This is a genomic window from Micromonospora zingiberis (assembly GCF_004331455.1).
GTDB lineage: Bacteria > Actinomycetota > Actinomycetes > Mycobacteriales > Micromonosporaceae > Micromonospora > Micromonospora zingiberis.
The window spans coordinates 203,354-227,373 of sequence record NZ_SJJR01000010.1 but is presented as its reverse complement, the minus strand read 5'-3'; the positions used below and the strand labels follow the sequence as shown (position 1 = coordinate 227,373).

Below are 24,020 nucleotides of genomic sequence, written 5' to 3'. Positions count from 1 at the left end.
CCGCCGACCATCACAGGGCCGACCCGCACCGGGTCGGCCCTGTCCGGCGTACCCGCACAGGTGCGGCGGTTGGCGCCCCGGCCGGCGCTGCTCGCGGCCTCGACCGCCGCGGTGGCCGTCGCCCTGATCCCGCTGGTCTACCTCGCGGTACGCACCGCCGAAGCGGGCTGGGACCGGATCGCCGCGGAGCTGTGGACCGACCGGGTGGGTCTGCTCGCGCTGCGCAGTCTCGGCCTGGCCGCGGTGGTCACCGCCGGTTGCGTGCTGCTCGGCGTCGGCACCGCCTTCCTGGTCACCCGCACCGACCTGCCCGCCCGCCGGATGTTCGCGGTCCTGGCGTCGCTGCCGCTGGCCGTACCGACCTATATCGCCGCGTTCTCCTGGGTCTCCGCGATGCCCCGGCTGGAGGGCTTCTGGCCGGCGGCGCTGGTACTCACCCTCTGCTCCTACCCGTACGTGCTGCTGCCGGTCGCCGCCGCGCTGCGCGGCGCGGACCCGGCGCAGGAGGAGGTCTCCCGGTCGCTGGGCCGCAGCGGCTGGCAGACCTTCACGGCGGTGACCCTGCGGCAGATCCGGCCGGCCACCGCCGCCGGGGCGTTGCTGGTCGCCCTCTACGTGCTCGCCGACTTCGGCGCGGTGTCGATCCTGCGCGCCGACACCTTCACCCGGGCCATCTTCATCGCCTTCGACCTGGGCTTCGACCGCACCGGCGCACTGGTGCTCTCCAGTGTGCTGGTGGTGCTGACCCTGCTGCTGCTGACCGGCGAGACCGCCACCCGCCGACGCGGCGCCCGGTACGCCCAGCTCGGCGGTGCCCGGCGCCCCGCACTGCGGCTGTCGCTCGGGGCGGCCCGCTGGCCGGTGGTGGCGGGGCTGCTCGGCGTCGCCGGCCTCGCGCTCGGCGTGCCGGCGGTCAGCCTGGCGCGACGGCTGGTGGCCGGGGTGTCCCGCCCCGGGGCGCTGCCCGAGGTGCTCGCCGCGGCCGGCAACTCGTTGACCGTCTCGCTGGCCGGCGCGGCGCTGACCATGCTGCTGGCGCTGCCCCTCGGCCTGCTCGCCGCCCGCGCACCGGGTCCGCTGGCCACCCTGCTGGACCGGCTGGCGTACCTCTCCCACGCCCTGCCCGGCGTGGTGGTCGGGCTGTCGCTGATCTTCTTCGGCATCAACGTCGCCTACCCGCTCTACCAGACGCGGTGGCTGCTGGCCCTGGCGTACGCCACGCATTTCCTGCCGCTGGCGGTCGGCGCGGTCCTCGGCGCGGCCGCCCAGTCCCCGGCCCGGCTGGAGGAGGTGGCCCGGTCGCTCGGTCGTGGTCCGTGGACGGTGCTGCGCACGGTGACCCTGCCGCTGGTGCTGCCCGGTATCGGTGCGGGGGCCGCGCTGGTCTTCCTGGCGAGCATGAAGGAACTGCCCGCTACCCTGCTACTGCGTCCCACCGGGATGAACACCCTGGCCACCGAGCTGTGGACCAGTACGGCCGTGGGCGCCTACGCTGCCGCGGCACCCTACGCCGCCCTGCTGGTGGCGATCTCGGCACTGCCCACCTGGCTGCTGGTCGCCCGCAGCGGGTTGCTCGACAAGGAGAAGACGGCATGAGCGAGCGTCAGCGAGCGAATCATCGGTTCAGCGCCCTGGTGCCTCATGCCGTCCCGCAGCGCAGCGGAGGGACGGCATGAGCGAGCGTCGGCGAGCGAATCATCAACTCAGCGCGTTGGTGCCTCATGCCGTCCGGGAGCGCAGCGGAGGGACGGCATGAGCGACGTTGTGCTCGGTGGGGTGGTCAAGCACTACGGGCGGGTCACCGCGCTGGCCGGGGTGGACGTCAGTGTGCCGTCCGGCCAGCTGACCGCCGTGCTCGGTCCGTCCGGGTGTGGCAAGACCACGCTGCTGCGCTGCCTGGCCGGCTTCGAGCGGCTGGACGCCGGCGAGATCCACATCGACGGCACCCGGGTGGCGGGCGGTGGACGGCATCTGCCGGCGCATCGGCGCAACATCGCGGTGGTACCCCAGGAGGGTGCGCTCTTCCCGCATCTGAGTGTGGCCGACAACGTCGGCTACGGCCTGGACCGCGCTGCCCGGCGGTCGGACCGGGTCGAGGAGGTGCTGGCGCTGGTCGGGCTCGCCGGTTACGGCGGCCGGATGCCGCACCAGCTCTCCGGCGGGCAGCAGCAGCGGGTCGCGGTGGCCCGTGCGCTGGCACCCCGGCCGTCGGTGGTGCTGTTGGACGAGCCGTTCAGTGCCCTCGACGCGGGTCTGCGGGCGGGGCTGCGTCACGACGTACGCGAGGCGTTGCGCGCCGACGGCGCGACCGGCGTACTGGTCACCCACGACCAGGGCGAGGCGCTGTCGGTGGCCGACAAGGTGGTGGTGCTGCGGGACGGTCGGGTGGTCCAGGCCGCCGCCCCGACCACGGTCTATCGGGAGCCGGCCGACGCGTGGGTGGCCGGGTTCGTCGGCGATGCGGTGCTGCTGCCGGCGGTGGTCGAGCAGGGGGCCGCGCGGACCGCGCTCGGCGTGGTGCCGGTGACCGGTGTGGTGGCCGACGGCCCGGTGACCGTGCTGGTCCGCCCGGAGCAGGTGCGTTTCGCGGCCGGCCCGGATGCGGTCACCGCGACCGTCCTGCGGCACGACTTCCACGGCCATGACGCGCTGGTCGGGCTCCGGCTGGCCGACGGCACCCGGATCACCGCCCGGATCCTCGACGGTGGTGCCGCGGTGCCGCTGGGTGGTGAGGTGACGGTGCAGCTCGACGGTGCCGCGCGGGCGTTCCCCGCGCAGGCCGGTCCCGACCTGGCGACCTCGCCCCTGGTCGACCTGACGGCGTGAATCGGCCCGGCGGATCGGTGATCCGCCGGGCCGGTTCAGGTCACGGTCAGTTGACCACGAACAGCAGGCGGTTCGGCGAGCCCGTACCCGGGCTGGTGACCACGCCGGTGGTGGCGTTGTTGATCAGGTAGGTCTTGACCTGCGCCGGCGACCAGGACGGGTTGGCCGACAGGACGAGCGCGGCGGCGCCGGCCACGTGCGGCGAGGCCATCGAGGTGCCACTCAGCGTGCTGGTGGCGGTGTTGCTGGTGTGGTACGCGGACAGCACGCTCGATCCGGGCGCGAAGATGTGCACGCAGCTGCCGATGTTCGAGAAGGACGACCGGGCGTCGGTGCTGGTGGTCGAGCCGACGGTGATCGCGGTCGAGGTGCGGGCCGGGGAGTAGTTGCAGGCGTTGGCGTTCGAGTTGCCCGCCGCCACGGCGTAGCTGACGCCGGAGGCGATCGAGTTGGCCACCGCGTTGTCGATGGCGCTGCTGGCGCCGCCACCGAGGCTCATGTTCGCCACGGCCGGCTTCACCGCGTTGGCGGTCACCCAGTTCACGCCGTTGACCACGCTGGTGGTGGTGCCGCCGCCGGAGCAGTTGAGCACCTTCACCGCGACCAGCCGGACGGCCTTGGCCACGCCGTAGGTCGCGCCGCCGACGGTGCCGGCGACGTGGGTGCCGTGGCCGTTGCAGTCGGTGTTGTTGGAGTCGACCGTGTTGGTGCCCCAGGTGGCCCGACCGCCGAAGTCGTTGTGGGTGGTCCGGATGCCGGTGTCGATGATGTACGCCCGCACGTTGGAGGCGGTGTTCGGGTAGGTGAAGGTGCCGCTCAGCGGCCGGTTCCGCTGGTCGATGCGGTCGAGGCCCCAGGTCGGGTTGGTCTGGGTGGCGTCGATCGAGACCGCCTTGTCCTGCTCCACGTAGGCCACGGCGGGGTTGGCGGCGAGGCGGGCCGCCTGAGCCGCGGTCATCTTGGCCGAGAAGCCGGTCAGCGCGGCGCTGTAGACGTCGGAGACGTTGCCTCCGTACCGCTTGACCAGAGCGCTGGCCCGGTCCGGAACTGCGGCGCGGGCGGCCGACGAGCCGGCGGCGCCGACCGCGTCGGTACGAAGTACGACGAGGTAGCTTCCGCTGATCGCGGTCGACGCGCCGGCACCGCGGATCTCGCCGGTGGGTGCGGCGACCGCTGCGGTGGTGCTGGCCGCGGAGACGGCCGCCGCGGTGGCGACGACGGCGAACGCCCGGATGAGGCGGCGCCGGGCGGGGGACCCTGAGGACATCGTCTTGCCTCCCTTACCTGGGCGGCCGACCGGGCTTCTGGCCGGACGGTACGCCCGTGGATTGAGTTGCAGGAGATGCTAGCGTTAGATCGATGGATATAACAGAGATGTGCTTCGATTGATTTCTGATGTCACGGGTGGTACCAACCGGCGCCGCCGCGACCAGGCAGGATGACAGCGTGGACGGACACGACATGCTGCTCTCCCCCGCCGGCGTCGACGCGCTACGAACGGCGTTGACCAGCGCCGGCTTCACCGCCAACGGCATCGCCACGCGGCTCGGCTCGACGGCCACCAGCGGGGTGGCCCGCAACGACTTCCGGGCCGCGCTGCGCGCCACCGAGGACCGGGACCCGCTGGCCACCCTGATCCGCGTGTTCATCTGCGAACAGACCGAGCCGGAAGCCGCCGTGGCGGCGGCGCTGGCCCCACTGCCGATCGCCGAGGCGCTGGAGGCGGGGCTGGTCGAGCGGCACGGCGACGGGCTGCGGATGGGCCTGGACCTGGAGCCGTACGGCGACGACTGGTGGGTGTTGGCGGACGTGCCGGCCAGCGCCCGACCCGGCCGACCGCTGCACGCCGAACACGTGCTGGGCATCGGCGGAGCCACCCAGACCATGATCGGCGCCGCCGTTCGCCGGCCCGTGGACACCGCGCTCGACCTGGGCACCGGATCAGGCGTACAGGCGTTGCACCTGGGCACCCACGCGCGGCGGGTCACCGCCACCGACGTGTCGCGGCGGGCACTGCGCTTCGCGGCCACCACCGCCGCCCTCAACGGTCAGGACTGGGAACTGCTGCGCGGCGACATGGTGGCGCCGGTGGCGGGCCGCCGCTTCGACCTGGTGGTGAGCAACCCGCCCTTCGTGGTCGGGCCGGGCACCACCACACACGTGTACCGCGATTCCGGCCGGGTCGGCGACGCCATCGGTGCCGAGTTGGCCGCCGCCGCGCCGGCGCTGCTCACCGAGGGCGGCACCATGCAGTACCTGGCCAACTGGGTGCACGTGACCGGCGAGGACTGGGGCGAGCGGGTGGCCGGCTGGTTCGCCGGTACCGGGCTGGATGCCTGGGTCGTCCAGCGCGAGGTCGCCGACCCGATGGCGTACGTCAACCTGTGGCTGACCGACGTCGGCGAGGCCGCCGACCCGCAGCGGATGGCCGACTGGCTGGACTGGTTCGACGCGCACAAGGTGGAGGCGATCGGCTTCGGCATCGTCTCGCTGCGCCGGGCCGGCCACGACGACCCGGCGCTGCGGGTGGAGGACCTGCGCCAGCGGGTACAGGCACCGATGGGTGACCGGATCGCCACCTGGTTCGACCGGCAGGACTGGCTGCGCGGGCGGGACGCCGACGGGCTGCTGGACGCCCGCTTCCGCGCCGCCGACGGGCTCCGGCTGCACCAGGAAGCCACCATGGGCGCCGACGGCTGGGGGGTGGATCGCCAGGTCCTCACCATGCCGAACGGGCTGCGCTGGACCGAGGAGATCGACCCGCTGGTGCTGGCCCTGGTCGGCGGGGCCGACGGGCGGCTGCCGCTGCGCGACCAACTCGCGCTGCTCGCCGTCGCGCACGACGTCACCGTCGACGAGTTGGCCGAGGCCGCCGGCCCGATCGTGGCGCACCTGGTCGAGCGGGGCTTCGTCGAGCCGGTGGAGGCGTGATGCGATCGACGGCGGCGATCCGGCCGGTGCGGACGTCCGGGGAGCCGACCCGGCCGGCGGTGACGCGCTGATGCGCGCGGTGGTGCAGACCGTCGGACGGGCCAGCGTCACGGTCGACGGCGAGGTGGTCGGTGCGATCACCGACGGCCTGCTGGTGCTGCTCGGGGTGACCCACACCGACACCGCCGAGACCGCCCGGACCATGGCCCGCAAGGTGCACGAGCTGCGGATCCTCGATGACGAACGGTCCGCCGCCGACAACGCCGCGCCGATCCTGGTGGTCAGCCAGTTCACCCTGTACGGCGACGCCCGCAAGGGCCGCCGCCCCACCTGGACCGCGGCGGCCCCGGCCGAGGTGGCCGAACCGCTGGTCGAGGCGATGGTCGAGGCGCTGCGTCAGCGCGGCGCGACGGTTTCCACCGGCCGATTCCGCGCCCACATGCTGGTGGAGAGCGTCAACGTGGGACCTCGCACCATCCTGCTCGACCTCTGACGCTCCCCGGCCCGCCCCGCGGACGTCGGCGGGGCGGGGGCAGCGGACGGCGAGGGCTAGCCGAAGAGGCCGCGGCGTTGCAGGGACTGGCGCAGCCAGCCGTCGAGTTGGGCGGCCCAGTCGGTCTGGTCGAGGGTCGCGTAGTCCACCGTGAAGCGGCCGAAGGCGTCCCGACCCTCGGTGAACAGCCCGCCGCGCTTGTCCAGTTCGAGCACCACCTGCAGTTGCCGCGAGTCGGCGATGAAGGTGACCTCCAGTTGGTTCATCGCGCCGGCGTACTGCCGGGCCGGATGGAACTCGATCTCCTGGTAGAACGGCAGCTTCTGCTGGACGCCGTAGAGGTGTCCCCGTTCCAGGTCGGCCCGGGCGAACCGGAAGCCCAGCCGCAGCAGCGCCTCCAGCAGGCGTTCCTGGGCCGGCAACGGGTGCACCGCCACCGCGTCCAGGTCACTGGAGTCGACGGCCCGGGCCACCTCCAACTCGGTACGCAGACCCATGGTCATCCCGGTGAGGTGCCGCCCGTACAACTCGGTGACCGGGGTTTCCCAGGGCACGTCGAATCGGAACGGGATGTCGTACCGCTGCCCGGCTTCGAGCCGGAAGGCCCCGGTGACGTGCTGCCGGTGGAACTCCTGGTTGGTCGAGTACTCGTGGTCGCCGCTCTCCACCTCGACGCGGGTCAGCAGCCCCAGGGCCACGTACGAGACGTCGACCTGATGGTCTCCTCCGGTGACCGCGATGGTGCCGGCCAGTTCGCCGCCGGGCCGGCAGTTCGGGTTCGCCAGCACCGTCTCCACCGACGGGCCGCCGACCCCCATCGCCTGCATGAGCCGTTTGAAGACCACGGTTGCCTCCGTCGCTTGACCGAATCGGCGTCGCCAGCTGTCAGGTTCTCGATCGCCTCACTCCCGTTTTACGCCCCGACCGCCAAGCTGTGTGTCACCGGCAGAACTTGGCCGGGCAACACGGCACGGACGTGGAACGGGGAGACGGAGATGGCCCTTCAGATGATGGAGCACCAGATGCGCGCCGGCATCGACGCCGAGCCCGGCATGGACACCCTCACCGACCTGGACGCGACCGACGAGCGGGGCGTCTCCACCGACCTGGTTCGGGCCTACCTCAACGGCATCGGTCGGACGAAGCTGCTCACCGCCGCCCAGGAGGTCGACCTCGCAAAGCGGATCGAGGCCGGACTGTTCGCCGAGGAGAAGCTGACCACCTGCACGCCGGTCTCCGTCGAGTTGCGAGCCGACCTGGAGCTGGTCGCGCGGGAAGGCCGGGCGGCCAAGAACCACCTGCTGGAGGCCAACCTCCGACTGGTGGTGAGCATCGCCAAGCGGTACACCGGCCGTGGCATGGCCTTCCTCGACCTGATCCAGGAAGGCAACCTCGGCCTCATCCGCGCCGTCGAAAAATTCGACTACACCAAGGGCTACAAGTTCTCCACCTACGCCACCTGGTGGATCCGCCAAGCCATCACCCGCGCCATGGCCGACCAGGCCCGCACCATCCGCATCCCGGTACACATGGTCGAGCAGGTCAACCGGATGGTCCGGGCCCGCCGCGAGCTGGCCGTGTCGCTGGGCCGCGAGCCCACCGTCGCCGAGGTCGCCCGCGCGCTCGACGTGCCCGAGCTTCAGGTGATCGAGCTGATCTCGTACGACCGGGAGCCGGTCAGCCTGGACCAGGCCGTCGGCGAGGACGGTGAGAGCGCCCTCGGTGATTTCGTCGCCGCCGTCGACCCGTCCGCCGGCGTGAACGACGCCGCCGCCCAGGGCGAGCTGCGCAACGAGGTGAGCATCGTGCTGGCCACCCTGTCCCAGCGTGAGCAGGCGGTGATCCGCCTGCGGTTCGGGCTCGACGACGGCCGGCAGCGCACCCTCGACGAGGTCGGCCGGGAGTTCGGCCTGTCCCGCGAGCGAATCCGGCAGATCGAGAAGGTGACGCTGCTCAAGCTGCGGGCACCGGAGCGGGCCCAGCGGCTGGAGGCGTACGCCTGCTGATCTGGACCACACATGTCGGCCCCGGCGGTTTCGCCGGGGCCGACGGCGTTTCGCCCATCTACCGGGCGGGGCCGCCGCTGCGCTGATACGGTGCGCGCGGCTGGCGGTGCCGACGATCCGCGCGCGGGGTCACCGGCGCGGTGCACCCCGGCGCACGTCGAAAGTGGGCGACGACTTCAGGAGGACAAATCGTGAACTGGACGCTGGAAGTGGTGGTGGTACCGGTCTCGGACGTGGACCGGGCCAAGGCGTTCTACGCCGATCAGGTCGGCTTCACCGTCGACCACGACACCAAGATCAACGACGACGCGCGGATAGTGCAGTTGACCCCACCCGGCTCGGGTTGCTCGATCGTCATCGGCAACGCGGGCGGCCCGCAGATGCCGCCCGGATCGTTGAAGGGGCTCCAGCTCGTCGTGCCGGACCTGAACAAGGCCCGGGCCGAACTGCTCGAACGAGGCGTCGAAGTCAGCGAGATCCAGGTGATGGGCAAGAACCCCCGCCCGGTACCGGACCCGCTGGACAACGTCGGCTTCGTCTACTTCGCAGACCCGGACGGCAACGCCTGGGCGGTGCAGCAGATCTCCAGCCGGGGCTGACCCGGCTGGTCACAGCCGCCGAGGGCCGGTGTCGGGGCGGGCGGCGGCGGAGCCGACCCGGACGTTGGCATGCAGCACCGAAAGGCCGTCCGCACGGGCCAGCACCGGGTTCAGTGTCAGCGTACGGACCCGGGGCTGCTCGTCGGCCAGCCGCCCGACCCGCAGCAGCAGGTCGGCCAGCGCCGCCCGGTCCACCGGATCGGCGCCACGATGCCCGTGCAGCAGCGGTGCGGCGCGCGGCGCCGCCACCAACTCGGCGGCATCCCGGTCGGTCAACGGCACGGCCCGCCAGGCCCGGTCGCCGAGCAGCTCGGTCGCCACCCCGCCGAGCCCGAACCCGACGACCGGACCGAACGCCGGATCCTCCACCAACTCGACCACGCAGGCCACCCCGGGCGGGACCATCGGCTGCACCAGCACGTCCCCGCCGAACGCCGCCGCAAGTTCCGCGTACGTCCGGCGTACGGCGGTGGCATCCGCCAGGTCGAGCCGGACGGCACCGAGGTCGAGCCGGTGCCGCAACCCGCCGGCAGCGACCTTCAACGCCACCGGGAAACCGAGCCGCGTCGCCGCCGCGACCGCCTCCTCGGCCGAGCCGACCGGCACCGACTCGACCACGTCGATGCCGTACGCGGCGAGCAGTGCCCCGGTGTCGACCGGGTCGCCCCGCAACGCCGCCTGCGCCGCACCCGGGTCGACATCGGACAGCTCCGGCAGCACCCCGGATGGCCGGCGCAGCCAGTCGGCGTACGCGGTGACCCGGGCGAGCGCCCGAACCGCCTCCTCCACGCTCGGATACGAGGGCATTCCGGCCGGTGCCCGGCCGACCAGGAAGGTCGCCACCACCGGCTTGTCGGCGGTCAGCGCCACGGGCAGGGCGGCGGCGAAGTCCGCCTCGGTACCGGTGAACTGGCCGGGCAGTGGTGGCGCGAAAAGCGCCACCAACGCGTCGACGCTCGCGTCTTCGGCGGCGGTGGCGAGCGCCTCGGCGAACTCGACCGCGCTGGCCTGCGGTCCGACGTCACGGGGATAGCCCACCGCGACGGTCAGCCCGCCGGCCGCGCAGGCGGTCGCCGCCAACCCGGTCAGCGCCGAGGAGTTGCCGACGATGCCGACCCGGTTGCCGGCGGGCAGTGGCTGGTTGGCCAGCAGCACCCCGACGTCGAGCAACTCGGCGACGGTGTCCACCCGGATCACCCCGGACTGTGCGAACAGGGCGCTCACCGCCGCCTCGTCGGGACCGACGGAGTCGCCCAGCCCGGGTGGACGCGCCGGGGAGGCCAGCGCCACCACCGGCTTGTCCCGGCCGATGCGCCGGGCCAGCCGGGCGAACTTGCGCGGGTTGCCGAACGTCTCCAGATACAACATGATCACGTCGGTGGCCGGGTCGTCCTGCCAGTACTGCAACAGGTCGTTGCCGGAGACGTCGGCCCGGTTGCCCGCCGACACGAAGCTGGACAGGCCCAGGCCGCGCCGATCCGCCTCGGCCAGCAGCGCCACCCCGAACGCGCCGGACTGGCTGAAGATGCCGACCCGGCCCGGCACCGGCAGACGCGGGGCGAGGGTGGCGTTGAGGCGTACGGTCGGGTCGGTGTTCGCCACCCCCAGGCAGTTCGGGCCGATCACCCGCATGCCCGCGGCGTGGGCCGCGCGGACCAGAACCCGTTGCGCGGCGGCACCCTCGACACCGGACTCGGCGAAGCCGGCGGAGATGACGACCAGGCCGTGCACCCCGGCCGCGGCCGCGTCGGCGACCACCTCGGACGCGGCCTCCGGTGGCACCGCCACCACCGCCACGTCGACGGGCAGTCCCGCCTCGACCGCCGACGGGTACGCGGGCAGCCCGGCGACCCGGGTCGCGGTGGGATGCACCGGCACCACCGCCCCGGTGAAACCGCCGTCGCGCAGGTGCCCGAGCACGGCCGCACCGACCCCCTGGCCGCTGGCGCTGGCGCCGTAGACGGCGACACCGCGCGGCGCGAGCAGCCGAGCGATGGACCGGGCCTCGGTCCGGTGTTCCCGGCCGCGCTGCACCTCCAGGGTCGCCTCGGTGGGGGCGATCGGGAAGGTCAGGTGCACCACGCCGTCGGCGAACTGGCGTTGCAGCTGGTACCCGAAGTCGGCGAAGACCCGCAACATGGCGCCGTTGGCCGGCAGCACCTCGGCGACGAAGTTGACGATGCCGGCCCGCCGGGCGGCATCGGCAAGGTGCTCAAGCAGCACCGAGCCGATGCCCCGCCCCTGGTAGGCATCCTCGACCACGAAGGCGACCTCGGCGTCTGGCGCGGCCGGGCCGAGCCGCTCGTACCGCCCGACCGCGACGATCCGCTCGCCGGCCAGCACCACGAACGCCTCGCGGCCGACGTGGTCGACGTTGACGAAACGCTGTAGGTCCCGCTCCGGGATGCGCGGGTACGGGGAGAAGTAGCGCAGGTAGCGGGTGCGCTCGGAGAAGCGGGAGTGCATGGCGACGACCGCCGGGGCGTCCGAGGGATGGATCGGTCGCAACTGGACGGTGCTGCCGTCGCTGAGCAGCACGTCGACGGCTTGTTCGGCTCTGGTCACCTCGGGCGGCCCTCCCCGGCCGGCTCAGTCGCGCGGATCGTACGGATCGAGGCCGAGCAGCGGGAAGACCGCCTTGCGGGTCGCGGCGATCGCCCGGTCCACCGGATTCGGCTCGCCCGTCGGCTGCCACGGCTCGTAACCCGGGTCGACGTCGTCGGTCATCCGCAACGGCACGTCGAGGCCGGGACGCCGGGCGGCGGCCAACTCGCGCCAGGCCAGCGGCGTCAACGTGGCCGGCTCCAGCGGCGCCCCGGTGGCCACCGCCAGCAGATGCGTCCAGGCCCGGGGCACCACGTCGACCAGGGCGTACCCGCCGCCACCGGTGGCCACCCAGCGGCCGTCGCAGAGTTCGTCGGCGAGGGCCCGCAGGGCCAGGTAGGTGGCCCGCTGCCCGTCCACGGAGAGGTGCAGGTCGGCGAGGGGATCCCGGCGGTGCGCGTCCGCGCCGCACTGGGTGAACAGCACCTGCGGGCGGAACGCGCGCAGCACCGACGGGACGACCGCGTGGAAGGCCCGCTGCCAGCCGGCGTCGGAGACCCCGGGTGGCAGCGGGATGTTGACCGCAGTCCCCTCGGCGTCGGGGCCACCGGTCTCGTCCGGAAAGCCGGTGCCGGGAAACAGGGCGAGCGGGGTCTCGTGCAGGCTGACCGTCAGCACCCGCGGGTCGTCCCAGAAGATCTGCTGCACCCCGTCGCCGTGGTGCACGTCCACGTCCACGTACGCGATCCGCTCCGCGCCCAGGTCCAGCAGCCGGGCGATGGCCACCGCCGGGTCGTTGTAGACGCAGAAGCCGGCGGCGCGGGCCGGCATGGCGTGGTGCAGGCCGCCGGCCACGTTGACCGCGCGCCGGGCCGTCCCCCGCCACACCGCCTCGGCGGCGGCGACGCTCGCACCGGCGATCAGGGCGCTGGACTCGTGCATCCCGTCGAAGACCGGGTTGTCGGAGGTGCCCAGGCCGAAGCCGGCGAAGAGCGGTTCGCGCGGGGCGATCCGCACGGCGTCCAGATAACGTGGGTCGTGCACCCGGGTCAGCAGCGCGTCGTCGGCCGGCGTGGGCCGGACCAGCCGCACCCCGGGGCGCCGCAGCACGCCGAGTTCCCGGGCGAGCGCGATGGTCAGCTCCACCCGTACCGGGTCGAGCGGGTGGTCACCGAGGTCGTAGGCGAGCAGCGACTCGTCCCACACCACCACCGTGTCATCGGACATCTGCCCATGGTCGCACGCGGGAAGCCGAGCGGCCGGTCAGGCGTCGAGCGGCAGGTGCCGGGCGGACGGGGGCGACCGGTCAGGCGTCCGCTGGCGGGGCGACGGCGACCGGCCGGTCCGGGTCGGCGACCCAGTTGCTCCAGGAGCCGACGTAGAGCGCGGCGTCCGGCCGGCCGGCGAGGTGCAACGCCAGCACGGCCTGCGCGGCGGTCACCCCGGAACCGCAGTACGCCCCGACCGGCGCCCCGGCGGTGACCCCGGCGACGGCGAACCGGTCGCGCAGCGCCTCCCCGGCCGGGAACCGGCCGTCGGCGACGTACTCGGCCGCCGGCAGGTTCACCGCCCCGGGGACATGCCCGGCGACCGGGTCGATCGGCTCGTGTTCGCCCCGGTAGCGGGGTGCGGCGCGGACGTCGAGCAGGACGCCGTCACCGGCCGAGGCCAGCCGGGCGGCGCCCGCCGCGTCGAGCACCGGCAGGGCGCCCGGCGCGACGGCCACGTCACCCGCCACCGGGCTCGGCTCGTCGGTGCTGACCGGCAGGCCGGCGGCCAGCCAGGCCGGGAAGCCGCCGTGCAGTACGCGGACCGGGCGGTGTCCGGCCCACCGCAGCGTCCACCACGCGCGGGCCGCGGACATGCCGTCGCCGCCGTCGTACACCACCACGGGGTGACCGGCGCGAACCCCGGCGGCCCGCAGCGCGGTCTGCAACGCGGCCGGATCGGGCAGCGGGTGACGGCCGGCCGGGCCGGGCCGGCCACACAGCGCGGTGTCCAGATCGACGAAGACCGCGGTCGGCAGATGCCCCGCCGCGTAGTCGGCACGGCCCGGCGGGCCGATCAGCCGCCAACGCACGTCGAGCAGCGTGGGCGGGTCGGCCGCGTCAAGCTCGGCGGCGAGTGGCCCCGCCTCCACCAGAAGATCACTACCGGACATGGCGTCCAGTCAACACCATCGGTGAACTCCGGCTGCGGTTCGACGGCGGTCTTCGCAGGTGCGGCAGGGTACCATCGATCACTGGAGGGCCGCTGACACCATGAAGTCTCACGACCTGGTCGATACGACCGAAATGTACCTGCGCACGATCCTCGAACTAGAGGAGGAGGGCGTGCCGCCGTTGCGCGCCCGGATCGCCGAACGGTTGCGCCAGAGCGGCCCCACCGTCAGCCAGACCGTCGCCCGGATGGAACGCGACGGGCTGCTCACCGTCGAGGGTGACCGGCACCTCAGCCTCACCTCGCTCGGCCGCAGCACCGCCGTCTCGGTGATGCGCAAGCACCGGCTCGCCGAACTGCTGCTGGTCAACGTGATCGGGATGCCCTACGAGGAGGCCCACGAGGAGGCCTGCCGCTGGGAGCACGTGATGAGCGACGCGGTCGAGAAGCGGGTCTACGACCTGCTCAACCGGCCGACCCGCTCGCCGTACGGCAACCCCATCCCGGGCCTGGAGGAGCTGGGCTCGCCCGGTCAGGCCGAGCCGGTGCCGGCCGACGGCGAGCGCAACCTGGCCTTCCCCGGCCTGACCGGCAAGGTGATCGTCCGGCGGATCTGCGAGAGCGTGCAGACCGACGCGGAAGTGCTCCGACAGTTGCACGCCGCCGGCGTCGACCCGGGGGCCACGGTGACCGTGGCGCAGGAGCGCGACGCCGTCGCCATCGACCGCTCCGGGGAGAGCATCCGGCTGCCCCGCGAGGTCGCCTCGCGGGTCTTCGTCGCCGCCGCCTGAGGCTCAGGTCACGTACGGACAGTGCCGGCAGCCTCGGCCGCAGCAGGTGCCGCGACGGGCCAGAAAGCCGGCGGTGAGCACGAACAGGCCGGTGGCCGGGTCGAGGTATCCGGCCTCCCCGGCGGAGAGCGCGGCGGCGTGCGCGGCCAGGATCCGCTCCCGGTCCGGATGCTCCGGCGCCAGCCGGGACCGATGGGGCTCGGTCAGGGGCCGCGCCGCCAGGGGTCGTCGCTCTCCGCTCATCGCGGCAGTGTAGGAGTAGGGGTCCGCCGCCTGTCGAGCTGAGAGCGCAACCGGCTCAGCCGAAAATTCTCCCCGGACCCTGTCGATTCGCGCTGGCCTGGTCCGTCGGTTGAGCAGAGGATGACAGCGATCCGAGGAGGACTCCCATGGCCCAGTACGCGGTTCTGATCTACTCGCCGGCGCCGGCCGACCCGATGGAACTCACCCCCGACTACGTCGCGCTGCTCGACCGGTATCCGGCACAGGTGGCCGAGTTGGGCGGTCAGATCGTCACCGGGTTCGCGTTGCAACCGAGTACCACGGCCACGGCGGTGCGCGGCGATCTCGTCACCGACGGCCCGTTCATCGAGGCCAAGGAGGTCGTCGCCGGGTTCTTCGTGCTGGAGGCGCCCGACCTGGACGTCGCGCTGAAGATCGCCAAGCTCAACCCGGCCACCATCCACGGCGGCGTGGAGGTCCGGCCGCTGTTCGTACCGCCGACCGAGTGATCGGCGGCGACCAACCGGCCGCACCCGGCGCCGCCACCTGCGGCGACGAGCCGGCCTTGCCCGACGCCGCCACCTGCGACGCGGCCGGAGTCGACGCCGGCCGAGATTCCGTCGGCCGGCACGTCAATCCCACCAACGCCCCCGCCGACTTCGTTGCCAGCGGGGCGGGGCAGCACGGCGGGGCGGGGCAGCACGGCGGGGCGGGGCAGCACGGCGGGGCGGGGCAGCACGACGCGGCGGGACAGCACGACGCGGCGGGACAGCACGACGCGGCGGAGCGGGCGCTGGTCGACGCGCATCGGCGCGAGTGGGCCTTCGTGCTCGCCGCGACCGCGCGCGTCGCCGGTGATCTCGACCTCGCCGAGGAGTGCGTTCAGGAGGCGTACGTCGCCGCGCTGGGCGCGTGGGCGCGCGACGGCGTACCGGATCGGCCTGGTGCCTGGCTCACCGCCACCGCCCGCCGCAAGGCCCTCGACGTGCTGCGCCGACGGCAGGTGTTCCGCTCGAAGCTGCCCCTGCTCGTGGAGCCGGACGAAGTCGAGATGGACGAGCCCGACGAGGTCGCCGTACCCGACGACCGGTTGCGCCTGGTCTTCACCTGCTGCCATCCGGCGATCGCCCGCGAGGCGCAGGTGGCGCTCACCCTGCGCCTGGTCTGCGGAGTGAGTACCGGGGACATCGCCCGCGCCTTCCTGGTCTCCGAGCCGACCATGGCAGCACGGGTCACCCGGGCCAAGAAGAAGATCTCGGTGGCCCGGATCCCGTACCGGGTGCCGGACTCCGCCGAGCTGCCCGAACGGCTGGACGCGGTGCTCACCGTCGTACACCTGCTCTTCACCACCGGACACACCGCGCCGTCCGGCGGTGACCTGGTCCGCGCCGACCTGGTGGACCGGGCCCTGCACCTGACCCGGATGCTGCGGGAACTGATGCCGGACGAGCCGGAGGTACGCGGGCTGCAAGCCCTGCTGCTGCTCACCGACGCCCGCCGCGCCACCCGCACCGACGACCAGGGCCGACTGCTCCGGCTGGAGGATCAGGATCGTTCCCGCTGGGACCGCGCCGCCATCGACGAGGGCCACCGGCTGGTGGTCGACGCGTTCCGCACCGGTCGGGTCGGCCGGTACGCACTCCAGGCCGCCATCGCCTCGCTGCACGCCCTCGCGCCCAGCTACGCCGCGACCGACTGGCCGCAGATCGTCCGCCTCTACGACGCGCTGCTGGCCCGCTGGCCGTCCCCGGTGGTCGCCCTGAACCGGGCGGTGGCCGTGTCCATGGTGGACGGACCTGAGGCGGCGCTGGCCGAGGTCGACGCCCTGGCCCAGGACCCCCGACTAGCCGGCTACCACTACCTACCGGCGATCCGCGCCGACCTGCTCCGCCGCCTGAACCGCCCAGCAGAGGCCGCGCAGGCGTACCGGGCAGCGCTGGAACTGGTCGACAACGCCGCCGAACGCGCCTTCCTCACCACCCGCCTAACCAATCTCACCTAACCCTCCCCCACCCCACCCTCACCACGTCGCCCCCCTCACCACGTCGATCTTGCACTTTCGGTCGCCAAGACGCCCCTTGTACGGCTTTTGTCGAGGCAGAAAGTGCAAGATCGGCGGGGTGAGGGGCGGGGCGAGGGGCGGGGCGGGGGGCGGGGTGAGGGGCGGGGCGAGGGGCGGGGTGAGGGGCGGGGCAGGGGTTGTTGCTGGGGCGGGGCGTTGGTTATGGGGGGTGACGGCGCTGCGGGATCGGCAGGTGGCGGGGCTACGGTATGTGAGTGGAGTGTTACGTGTGCCGTCGAGAGGAGCGGTTCGCGTCGTTGCCGCCTTGGGAACGGATTGGGTTCGACCAGTGGTGGCGGGTGACGCACGCGTTCGACAGCCGACTGCTGGGCTGGCTGGTGTTGGTGCCGCGAAGGCACGTCACGTCGATCGCCGAGTTGACCGACGACGAGGCTGCCAGCCTCGGCATCTGGCAGGTCCGGCTGTCTCGCGCCCTGACCGCCGTGACGGGCTGCGCGAAAACCTATGTCATGCAGTACGCCGAGCAGGACGGCTTCGCGCACGTCCACTTTCACGTCGTGCCCCGGATGGCCGACATTCCCCGCGACCACCGGGGCCCGCTCGCCTTCGCCTACCTCAACGCCACTCCCGACGCCCGCATCCCCAAGTCCCACCTGGACGCCCTAGCCGCCCGGCTAACCACGCACCTCACGAGCCCCTAGCCCCAGCAATCTTGGTACGGATGCGCCCCTGGAGGGGCAGTTTCGTACCAAGATCCAGGGAGTGACGCGAGCGGCCCCGGGCGGTGATCCGCCCGGGGCCGCTCGCGTCACTCGGGTCAGCTGCAGCCGCTGGTGGAGCCGCAGCCCTCGCAGACGTAGCAGCTGCCGGCCGGGCGCATCTTCGTACCGCAGGTGAAGCAGAGCGGTGCGTCGGCGGCCTTACCGATCACGGCCTCCAGCAGTTCGGTGCTGGAACCGACCGACGGTGCCGGCTTGACGGCGGCAACCTCGGCCAATTCCTGGGCCGGCTGGGCGATCGGGCCGGCCTTCGGCTCCTCCGGCCGGGTCTCCAGCGGGGCGGAGGCGGCCATCGCGGTCAGGTCGGTGCCGTTGGCCTCGGCCTCGGCCTCGGCGGCCAGCTGGGCGGCCCGCTCCTTGGCGGTGAAGATGCCCAGTTCGGCGCGGCGCTCGTACGGCAGGAAGTCCAGCGCCAGGCGACGGAAGATGTAGTCCATCACCGAGGCGGCCATCCGCACGTCCGGGTCGTCGGTCATGCCGGCCGGCTCGAAGCGCATGTTGGTGAACTTGCTGACGTACGTCTCCAGCGGGACGCCGTACTGCAGGCCGATGGAGATGGCCACCGAAAAGGCGTCCATCACCCCGGCCAGGGTGGAGCCCTGCTTCGACATCTTGAGGAAGACCTCGCCGAGGCCGTCGTCCGGGTAGGACGAGGCGGTGAGGTAGCCCTCGGCGCCGCCGACGGAGAAGGAGATGGTCTCCGAGGGGCGCTTCTTCGGCAGCCGCTTGCGCACCGGGCGGTACTCGACGACCTTCTCCACGACCTTCTCGACCTCGGTCGTGACCGGGGCCGGCTCGACGGCCTTGTTGGGCTTCGCCACCGACAGCGGCTGGCCGACCTTGCAGTTGTCCCGGTAGATCGCCAGCGCCTTCAGGCCGAGCTTCCAGCCCTCGAAGTAGATCTTCTCGACGTCCTCGACGGTCGCCTGCTCCGGCATGTTGACCGTCTTGGAGATGGCGCCGGAGATGAACGGCTGGACCGCCGCCATCATCCGGACGTGGCCCATCGGCGCGATGGAGCGCTCGCCCATGGCGCAGTCGAAGACCGGGTAGTGCTCCGGCTTGAGGCCGGGGGCGTCCACCACGTGGCCGTGGTCGGCGATGTGCTCGACGATCGCCTCGACCTGCTCCTCGGGGTAGCCGAGGCTGCGCAGGGCGCGCGGCACGGTCTGGTTGACGATCTGCATCGAGCCGCCGCCGACCAGCTTCTTGAACTTGACCAGCGCCAGGTCCGGCTCCACGCCGGTGGTGTCGCAGTCCATCATCAGGCCGATGGTGCCAGTCGGGGCGAGCACGCTGGCCTGCGAGTTGCGCCAGCCGAACTTGTCACCGATCTTGTTGCCCTGGGTCCACTGCTTGGTGGCCTCGCGGACCACGGCGGTGGCCACCGTGCCGGTCGGCTTGATCTCGTCGTTGGCGGCGGCGTGCTTGCGCATGACCCGCTTGTGCGGCTCGGCGTTACGGGCGTAGCCGTCGTACGCGCCGACGATGCCGGCCAGCTCGGCCGAGCGACGGTACGCGGTGCCGTTCATCAGCGAGGTGATCGCCGCCGCGAGGGAACGCCCCTGTTCCGAGTCGTACGGCAGGCCGGAGGCCATCAGCAGGGCGCCGAGGTTGGCGTAGCCGATGCCGAGCTGCCGGTACGCCCGGGTGGTCTCGCCGATCTTCTCCGTCGGGAAGTCGGCGAAGCAGATCGAGATGTCCATCGCGGTGATGACCAACTCGACCGACTTGACGAACTTCTCCACCTCGAAGCCGCCGTCGGCGCGGAGGAACTTCATCAGGTTCAGCGAGGCCAGGTTGCACGAGGAGTTGTCCAGGTGCAGGTACTCCGAGCACGGGTTCGACGCGGTGATCCGGCCGGTCTCCGGGCAGGTGTGCCAGTCGTTGATGGTGTCGTCGTACTGCAGGCCGGGGTCGGCGCACTCCCAGGCGGCCTGGGCGATGGTGCGGAACAGCCCCTTGGCGTCGATGGTCTCGATGGTCTGCCCGTCGAGCCGGCCGCGCAGGTCGAAGCCGCCACCGCTCTCCACGGCGGTCATGAACTCGTCGGAGACCCGCACCGAGTTGTTGGCGTTCTGGTATTGCACGCTGACGATGTCGGCGCCGCCCAGGTCCATGTCGAACCCGGCGTCACGCAGCGCGCGGATCTTGTCCTCCTCGCGCGCCTTGGTGACCACGAACTCCTGGATGTCCGGGTGGTCGACGTCGAGGATGACCATCTTCGCCGCGCGTCGGGTGGCACCGCCGGACTTGATGGTGCCGGCGCTGGCGTCGGCGCCGCGCATGAAGCTGACCGGACCGGAGGCGTTGCCGCCGGAGGAGAGCAGTTCCCGGGAGGAACGGATGCGGGACAGGTTCACCCCGGAGCCGGAGCCGCCCTTGAAGATCAGCCCCTCCTCCTTGTACCAGTCGAGGATGGAGTCCATCGAGTCGTCGACGGCGAGGATGAAACACGCGCTGACCTGCTGGGGCGACGGCGTACCGACGTTGAACCAGACCGGCGAGTTGAAGCTGAACACCTGGTGCAGCAGCATCCAGGTCAGCTCGTGGGCGAAGACCTCGGCGTCGGCCGGGCTCGCGAAGTAGCCGTACTCCTCACCGGCGGTGCGGTAGGTGGTGACCACCCGGTCGATCAGCTGCTTGAGCGACCACTCCCGTTCCGGGGTGCCCACCGCGCCCCGGAAGTACTTGGTGGTCACGATGTTGGCCGCGTTGACGCTCCAGCTCTGCGGGAACTCCACCCCGCGCTGCTCGAAGTTGATCGAGCCGTCCCGCCAGTTGGTCATCACGACGTCGCGCCGCTCCCAGGCGACCTCGTCGTAGGGGTGGACACCCTCGGTCGTCCAGACCCGCTCGACCTTCAGGCCCGCGCCCGCCTTGCTCCGTGCCCTGCTCGTTGTCACGCCATCCCCCGGCATCTCATCCGCCCCCTCGTCCGCGCGGCCCGCGCGATCCGACTGTCACTACCACTGAAGAAAGTTCACTGTGCGGAGCCGGCGGCGCTGGCCGCCTCGGCCCCGGCGCCCGCCCGGGCGCGTGCGGCGGCCCGCAGCATCTCGATCTCCTGCTCGAAGTCAGCGAGCGAGTCGAACGATCGGTACACGCTGGCGAACCGCAGGTAGGCGACCTCGTCCAGGTCCCGCAGGGGACCCAGGATGGCCAACCCCACCTCGTGGCTGGGGATCTCGGCGGCCCCCTTGGCCCGGATGGTCTCCTCGACCCGCTGCGCCAGCAGCGCGATCGAGTCCTCGTCGACCGGCCGGCCCTGGCACGCCTTGCGCACCCCGCCGATGATCTTCGTACGGCTGAACGGCTCGGTCACCCCGCTGCGCTTGACGACCGCGAGCACCGCCTCCTCGACGGTGGTGAACCGCTTGCCGCACTCCGGGCAGGAGCGCCGCCGACGGATCAGCTGGCCGTCGTCGGCCTCCCGCGAGTCGACCACCCGGGAGTCGGCGTGCCGGCAGTACGGACACCGCATCGCCCGACCTCCTCGATCGACCACTGGTACGCCTCCGGCCGCCTCCGGGCACGCTTCAGCCCGGCGGAGCCATCTCCGAAGATGGCCGCCGACCTGACGGTACGGGAGTGCGGTCGGTAGTCGAACCCAACCTGTAGGCGACTTACGCCCGTGTGACTACTACATCTAGGGGTTGACCGTATGCCGCTGGCGATCCGAGGTCAAGTTGGCCGGCGTGTCCGGCGCGTCACCTGACAGCCCAGCCGCATCCCGACTCCGACGCAACCCGAGAGCCCAACGCGGACCGCCGACGCCGGTTACCACCCGAGCGGATCCGATCTCGGAAGAACCACGCCTGATCGAACATTCGTTCGACCCGACGTACCATTTACCAGAACAGGCGTACGAGTGTCACCGTTTTGCGTGTCGACACGCGGAGAACGTCGTACAGATGTTTGAAAATGGCCGATCTCACCTATACGGTCGTGAACAGCCGGAGGTGACCATGGTCGACCTGCTGTCCGGCAGACCACCGCATGCACCACGAGCCGCCAAGGCACTAAAGCGCCGACCAGGGAGGACGGACGTGACCCAGGACCGGGCCAACCGGCCACACAGCCCGCAGCAGAGCAGCGAGGCGGGGCCGCCGCCCACCCGACGCCGCAGCGTCACCCGCGCCCGGGCCGGCCAGCCCGCCGTGCGTCCGGTGACCCCGGTGACCAACGCCTATCCGGACCCGGCGACCGCCGACCTCACCGCCCGGCAGCGGCGCATCCTGGAGTTCATCCGGACCTGGGTGGAGCGGCACGGCTACCCGCCGAGCGTGCGCGAGATCGGCGAGGCCGTCGGACTGGTCTCCCCGTCCAGCGTCGCCTACCAGCTCAAGGAGTTGGAGAAGAAGGGCTTCCTGCGGCGGGACCCGAACCGGCCCCGGGCGGTCGACGTCCGCTCCCCCAGCGACGTCGACGACGAACTGAGCCGCTCACAGCGCCCCACCCCGGCGTACGTGCCGATGCTCGGTCGCATCGCCGCCGGTGGGCCGATCCTCGCCGAGCAGTCGATGGAGGACGTCTTCCCACTGCCCCGCGAGCTGGTCGGCGAAGGCGAGGTCTTCATGCTCCAGGTCAAGGGCGACTCGATGCTCGACGCGGCGATCTGCGACGGCGACTGGGTGGTGGTCCGGCAACAGCCGACCGCCGACTCCGGAGAGATCGTCGCCGCCATGCTCGACGGCGAGGCGACGGTGAAGACCTACCGGCGGCGCGACGGCCACGTCTGGCTGATGCCGCAGAATCCGGCATTCGACCCGATCCCCGGCGACGACGCGACCATCATGGGTCGGGTCGTCGCGGTGCTACGCCGGATCTGAGCCGGCGCACCGACCGGTGCTGGCCACCAGGTCAGTACCGGTCACCCCGGTAGCCATAGTTGCCGCCGGGCGGCTGACCGTACGGCTCCGGTGCGTCCTCCCGGTACCGGCCCGAACGGCGCCCCCGGTAGTCGGACTCCGCCGGACCACCACCACCCCGCCGAGGCGGCTCGGCCGGTCCACCGCCACGCCGCGGCGGCTCCGCGCGGCCTCCACTGCGGGGCGGCTCGGCACGACCGCCGCCGGGCGGCCCACCGGCCCGGCCCCCACCGCCGTAGACACCACCACCGCCACCACCACCGGCCGGCCGGCCGGCGCCAGACCGGCCGCCGTAGCCCGGTGCAGCCTCACCGGAGCGGCCTCCGCCACCGTAGACACCACCACCGGCCGGGCGGCCACCCCCGCCGCCGTTCGCCGGGCGAGCCCCGTAGACCGGCCCGGATCGGGCCCCGCCGGGGCGTTCACCGTTCGGCGAACCGCCGTAGACGCCGCCGGAGGCGCCACCGCCGCCGTACACGCCGCCACGCGCCCGGTCCGTCGCCGGGTCGGCTTCGTCGTCCTTGCGGGCCGAGCGCGGGCCGTCGTCGCCGTTCTTGCCGGCCGGCGTCGGCCGTTTGCGGGCGCGCAGGATGCCGAAGATGCCCGCGCCGACCAGCAACGCGCCGAGTACGCCAACGGAAGCGATCAGGTAGGTGATGTCGTTGAGGGTCAACCCGTCGAGGAACGACTGGCCGGCCGACTTCTTGGCCGCGTCCGGATCTTCGGCCAGGTTCTTCGGCCCCTCCGTGGACGGGGTGTAGCTGAGGATGTCGACCGGATCCTCGTCGTCCAGGTGACCGGCGTCCGAGACGGTCAGGAACGTCTTCCCGTCGGTGGAGTACGCGATCGCCTCGCCGAACGGGTCGGCCAGCGCGGTGACCCGGGGCGTGCCGGTGGTCAGGGCGCCCACGATGTCACCGTTCTGCACGTCGTACTCGAAGGCGTCGGCGTAGGTGCGCAGCACCACCCGGTTGCCGTCCGGGGACCGGGCAGCGCCGGTGATCGCGACGCGGCCGAAGGTGCTCAGCGGGTTCTCGGTGTCCGTCTTCGGCAACTCGACATCGCCGAGCTTCTTCATCGGCACCGGCTCGGTGGCGCCGGTCTTCAACGGCCCGTCAGGGGTGAAGATCTCGGCCTTGCCGGCGGTCACCTTGGTAATGATCAAAGGCAGGTTGTCGTCGCCGATCAGCAACGCCTCGGCGTCGCGCGGCTTGCCGTCCGGGTACGACAGCCGGTGCAGCACCGGCTGCTTGCTGGCGTTGACCGGCATGCTCCAGACCGCCACCCGCTCACGGCGCTGCCGGCTGGTGACGTTGTCACCGGTGTCGGCGATCCACAGCGTCTTGCGGTCCGGCGAGAGGGCGAGATCCTCGGTGTCGAACGGCCCCGCGCCGGAGTACGGGATGTCGCGGGTGACCTGGCAGTCCTTGTCGAGATAGAAGACCCGCTTACGGGAGTCCTGATCGGTGCTGTCGTTGATCACGATGTAGCCGTCGCGGGTGACCACCAGACCGGACAACTCGCGCAGCCGGGAATCGGTGACCGTGCACTGCTTCTTGCCCGCCTTCGCCAGCGCCGACCCGAGCCCCGCCGACACAGGCCCCAGCGCCACCGCCGACCCGGGCCCCGACGCCGCTGCCGACTGGCCGGAGAGCGCAACGGGACCCGCCGCGGAGGCGGGCGAAGGGGCCGCCACCGCGGCACCCGTGAATGCCACGGTGGCCCCGAGCAGGCCGAGCGCAACCGTGACCGAGGAAACAGTGCGGAGCATGAAA

The 24,020-nt window shown here is 72.2% G+C and carries 20 protein-coding genes; 11 read left to right on the top strand and 9 right to left on the bottom strand.

Annotated elements, in window-relative coordinates; all coding sequences use genetic code 11:
- Window positions 1-60 precede the first annotated feature (60 nt).
- Together E0H26_RS17010 and E0H26_RS17005 are read left to right on the top strand one after the other, a co-directional pair.
- Entirely contained in the window at window positions 61-1,596 is a 1,536-nt protein-coding gene (locus tag E0H26_RS17010) for an ABC transporter permease (protein WP_131304617.1), read from the top strand.
- Between the two features lie 156 nt (window positions 1,597-1,752).
- Complete coding sequence (locus tag E0H26_RS17005) at window positions 1,753-2,826, top strand: ABC transporter ATP-binding protein (RefSeq protein ID WP_131304616.1); 1,074 nt, start codon at window positions 1,753-1,755, stop codon at window positions 2,824-2,826.
- Between the two features lie 46 nt (window positions 2,827-2,872).
- Here the strand turns inward: E0H26_RS17005 and E0H26_RS17000 are convergent, their stop codons facing one another.
- Window positions 2,873-4,093 carry a S8 family peptidase gene (locus tag E0H26_RS17000; protein WP_131304615.1) on the bottom strand — a complete coding sequence of 407 codons (1,221 nt, stop codon included), beginning with the start codon at window positions 4,091-4,093 and terminating at the stop codon, window positions 2,873-2,875.
- 179 nt (window positions 4,094-4,272) lie between these two features.
- Between E0H26_RS17000 and E0H26_RS16995 the strand changes: the two genes are divergently transcribed.
- Window positions 4,273-5,757 carry a DUF7782 domain-containing protein gene (locus E0H26_RS16995; protein ID WP_206025180.1) on the top strand — a complete coding sequence of 495 codons (1,485 nt, stop codon included), beginning with the start codon at window positions 4,273-4,275 and terminating at the stop codon, window positions 5,755-5,757.
- A 70-nt stretch (window positions 5,758-5,827) separates the two neighbouring features.
- Window positions 5,828-6,250: a D-aminoacyl-tRNA deacylase gene (gene dtd / locus E0H26_RS16990; protein ID WP_131304614.1), complete on the top strand. Its 423-nt coding sequence runs from the start codon at window positions 5,828-5,830 to the stop codon at window positions 6,248-6,250.
- A gap of 56 nt (window positions 6,251-6,306) precedes the next feature.
- Here the strand turns inward: dtd and E0H26_RS16985 are convergent, their stop codons facing one another.
- Window positions 6,307-7,095 carry a sporulation protein gene (locus tag E0H26_RS16985; RefSeq protein ID WP_131304613.1) on the bottom strand — a complete coding sequence of 263 codons (789 nt, stop codon included), beginning with the start codon at window positions 7,093-7,095 and terminating at the stop codon, window positions 6,307-6,309.
- Between the two features lie 150 nt (window positions 7,096-7,245).
- Between E0H26_RS16985 and sigB the strand changes: the two genes are divergently transcribed.
- Together sigB and E0H26_RS16975 are read left to right on the top strand one after the other, a co-directional pair.
- Window positions 7,246-8,256, top strand: a complete 1,011-nt coding sequence (sigB, locus tag E0H26_RS16980; RefSeq protein ID WP_131304612.1) for an RNA polymerase sigma factor SigB — start codon at window positions 7,246-7,248, stop codon at window positions 8,254-8,256.
- Between the two features lie 191 nt (window positions 8,257-8,447).
- Window positions 8,448-8,855: a VOC family protein gene (locus E0H26_RS16975; protein WP_131304611.1), complete on the top strand. Its 408-nt coding sequence runs from the start codon at window positions 8,448-8,450 to the stop codon at window positions 8,853-8,855.
- Window positions 8,856-8,864: 9 nt separating this feature from the next.
- On the opposite strand, the gene E0H26_RS16970 is transcribed toward E0H26_RS16975, so the two are convergent.
- From E0H26_RS16970 to E0H26_RS16960, 3 genes are all read right to left on the bottom strand, one after another.
- The gene (locus E0H26_RS16970; protein ID WP_131304610.1) at window positions 8,865-11,420 is read right to left on the bottom strand and encodes a bifunctional acetate--CoA ligase family protein/GNAT family N-acetyltransferase; all 2,556 of its coding nucleotides are present in this window, start codon (window positions 11,418-11,420) and stop codon (window positions 8,865-8,867) included.
- A 24-nt stretch (window positions 11,421-11,444) separates the two neighbouring features.
- Entirely contained in the window at window positions 11,445-12,626 is a 1,182-nt protein-coding gene (locus E0H26_RS16965; protein WP_131304609.1) for an acetoin utilization protein AcuC, read from the bottom strand.
- Window positions 12,627-12,705: 79 nt separating this feature from the next.
- Window positions 12,706-13,560: a sulfurtransferase gene (locus tag E0H26_RS16960; protein WP_131304608.1), complete on the bottom strand. Its 855-nt coding sequence runs from the start codon at window positions 13,558-13,560 to the stop codon at window positions 12,706-12,708.
- 100 nt (window positions 13,561-13,660) lie between these two features.
- On the opposite strand from E0H26_RS16960, the gene E0H26_RS16955 reads away from it, so the two are divergent.
- Complete coding sequence (locus E0H26_RS16955) at window positions 13,661-14,350, top strand: iron-dependent transcriptional repressor DtxR (RefSeq protein ID WP_131304607.1); 690 nt, start codon at window positions 13,661-13,663, stop codon at window positions 14,348-14,350.
- Between the two features lie 3 nt (window positions 14,351-14,353).
- Here the strand turns inward: E0H26_RS16955 and E0H26_RS16950 are convergent, their stop codons facing one another.
- The gene (locus E0H26_RS16950) at window positions 14,354-14,593 is read right to left on the bottom strand and encodes a C1orf53 family protein (protein WP_131304606.1); all 240 of its coding nucleotides are present in this window, start codon (window positions 14,591-14,593) and stop codon (window positions 14,354-14,356) included.
- A gap of 146 nt (window positions 14,594-14,739) precedes the next feature.
- Here E0H26_RS16950 and E0H26_RS16945 point away from each other — a divergent pair, with 146 nt between their 5' ends.
- The 3 genes from E0H26_RS16945 to E0H26_RS29980 all read left to right on the top strand — a co-directional run bounded on the left by E0H26_RS16945 (window position 14,740) and on the right by E0H26_RS29980 (window position 17,296).
- The gene (locus tag E0H26_RS16945; protein ID WP_131304605.1) at window positions 14,740-15,081 is read left to right on the top strand and encodes a YciI family protein; all 342 of its coding nucleotides are present in this window, start codon (window positions 14,740-14,742) and stop codon (window positions 15,079-15,081) included.
- A 317-nt stretch (window positions 15,082-15,398) separates the two neighbouring features.
- Window positions 15,399-16,574 (top strand): RNA polymerase sigma factor, encoded by a 1,176-nt coding sequence (locus E0H26_RS16940; protein WP_131304693.1) that lies wholly within the window; start codon window positions 15,399-15,401, stop codon window positions 16,572-16,574.
- A gap of 359 nt (window positions 16,575-16,933) precedes the next feature.
- Complete coding sequence (locus tag E0H26_RS29980) at window positions 16,934-17,296, top strand: HIT family protein (RefSeq protein ID WP_240742219.1); 363 nt, start codon at window positions 16,934-16,936, stop codon at window positions 17,294-17,296.
- A 116-nt stretch (window positions 17,297-17,412) separates the two neighbouring features.
- Here E0H26_RS29980 and E0H26_RS16925 read toward each other — a convergent pair whose 3' ends face one another.
- Window positions 17,413-20,295, bottom strand: coding sequence for a vitamin B12-dependent ribonucleotide reductase (locus E0H26_RS16925; protein ID WP_131304604.1), 2,883 nt, complete (start codon window positions 20,293-20,295; stop codon window positions 17,413-17,415).
- 62 nt (window positions 20,296-20,357) lie between these two features.
- Window positions 20,358-20,858, bottom strand: coding sequence for a transcriptional regulator NrdR (gene nrdR, locus E0H26_RS16920; RefSeq protein WP_131304603.1), 501 nt, complete (start codon window positions 20,856-20,858; stop codon window positions 20,358-20,360).
- 565 nt (window positions 20,859-21,423) lie between these two features.
- On the opposite strand from nrdR, the gene lexA reads away from it, so the two are divergent.
- Entirely contained in the window at window positions 21,424-22,206 is a 783-nt protein-coding gene (gene lexA, locus E0H26_RS16915) for a transcriptional repressor LexA (RefSeq protein WP_131304602.1), read from the top strand.
- A gap of 31 nt (window positions 22,207-22,237) precedes the next feature.
- On the opposite strand, the gene E0H26_RS16910 is transcribed toward lexA, so the two are convergent.
- Window positions 22,238-24,016 (bottom strand): SMP-30/gluconolactonase/LRE family protein, encoded by a 1,779-nt coding sequence (locus tag E0H26_RS16910; RefSeq protein WP_131304601.1) that lies wholly within the window; start codon window positions 24,014-24,016, stop codon window positions 22,238-22,240.
- Between the last annotated feature and the right edge of the window lie 4 nt (window positions 24,017-24,020).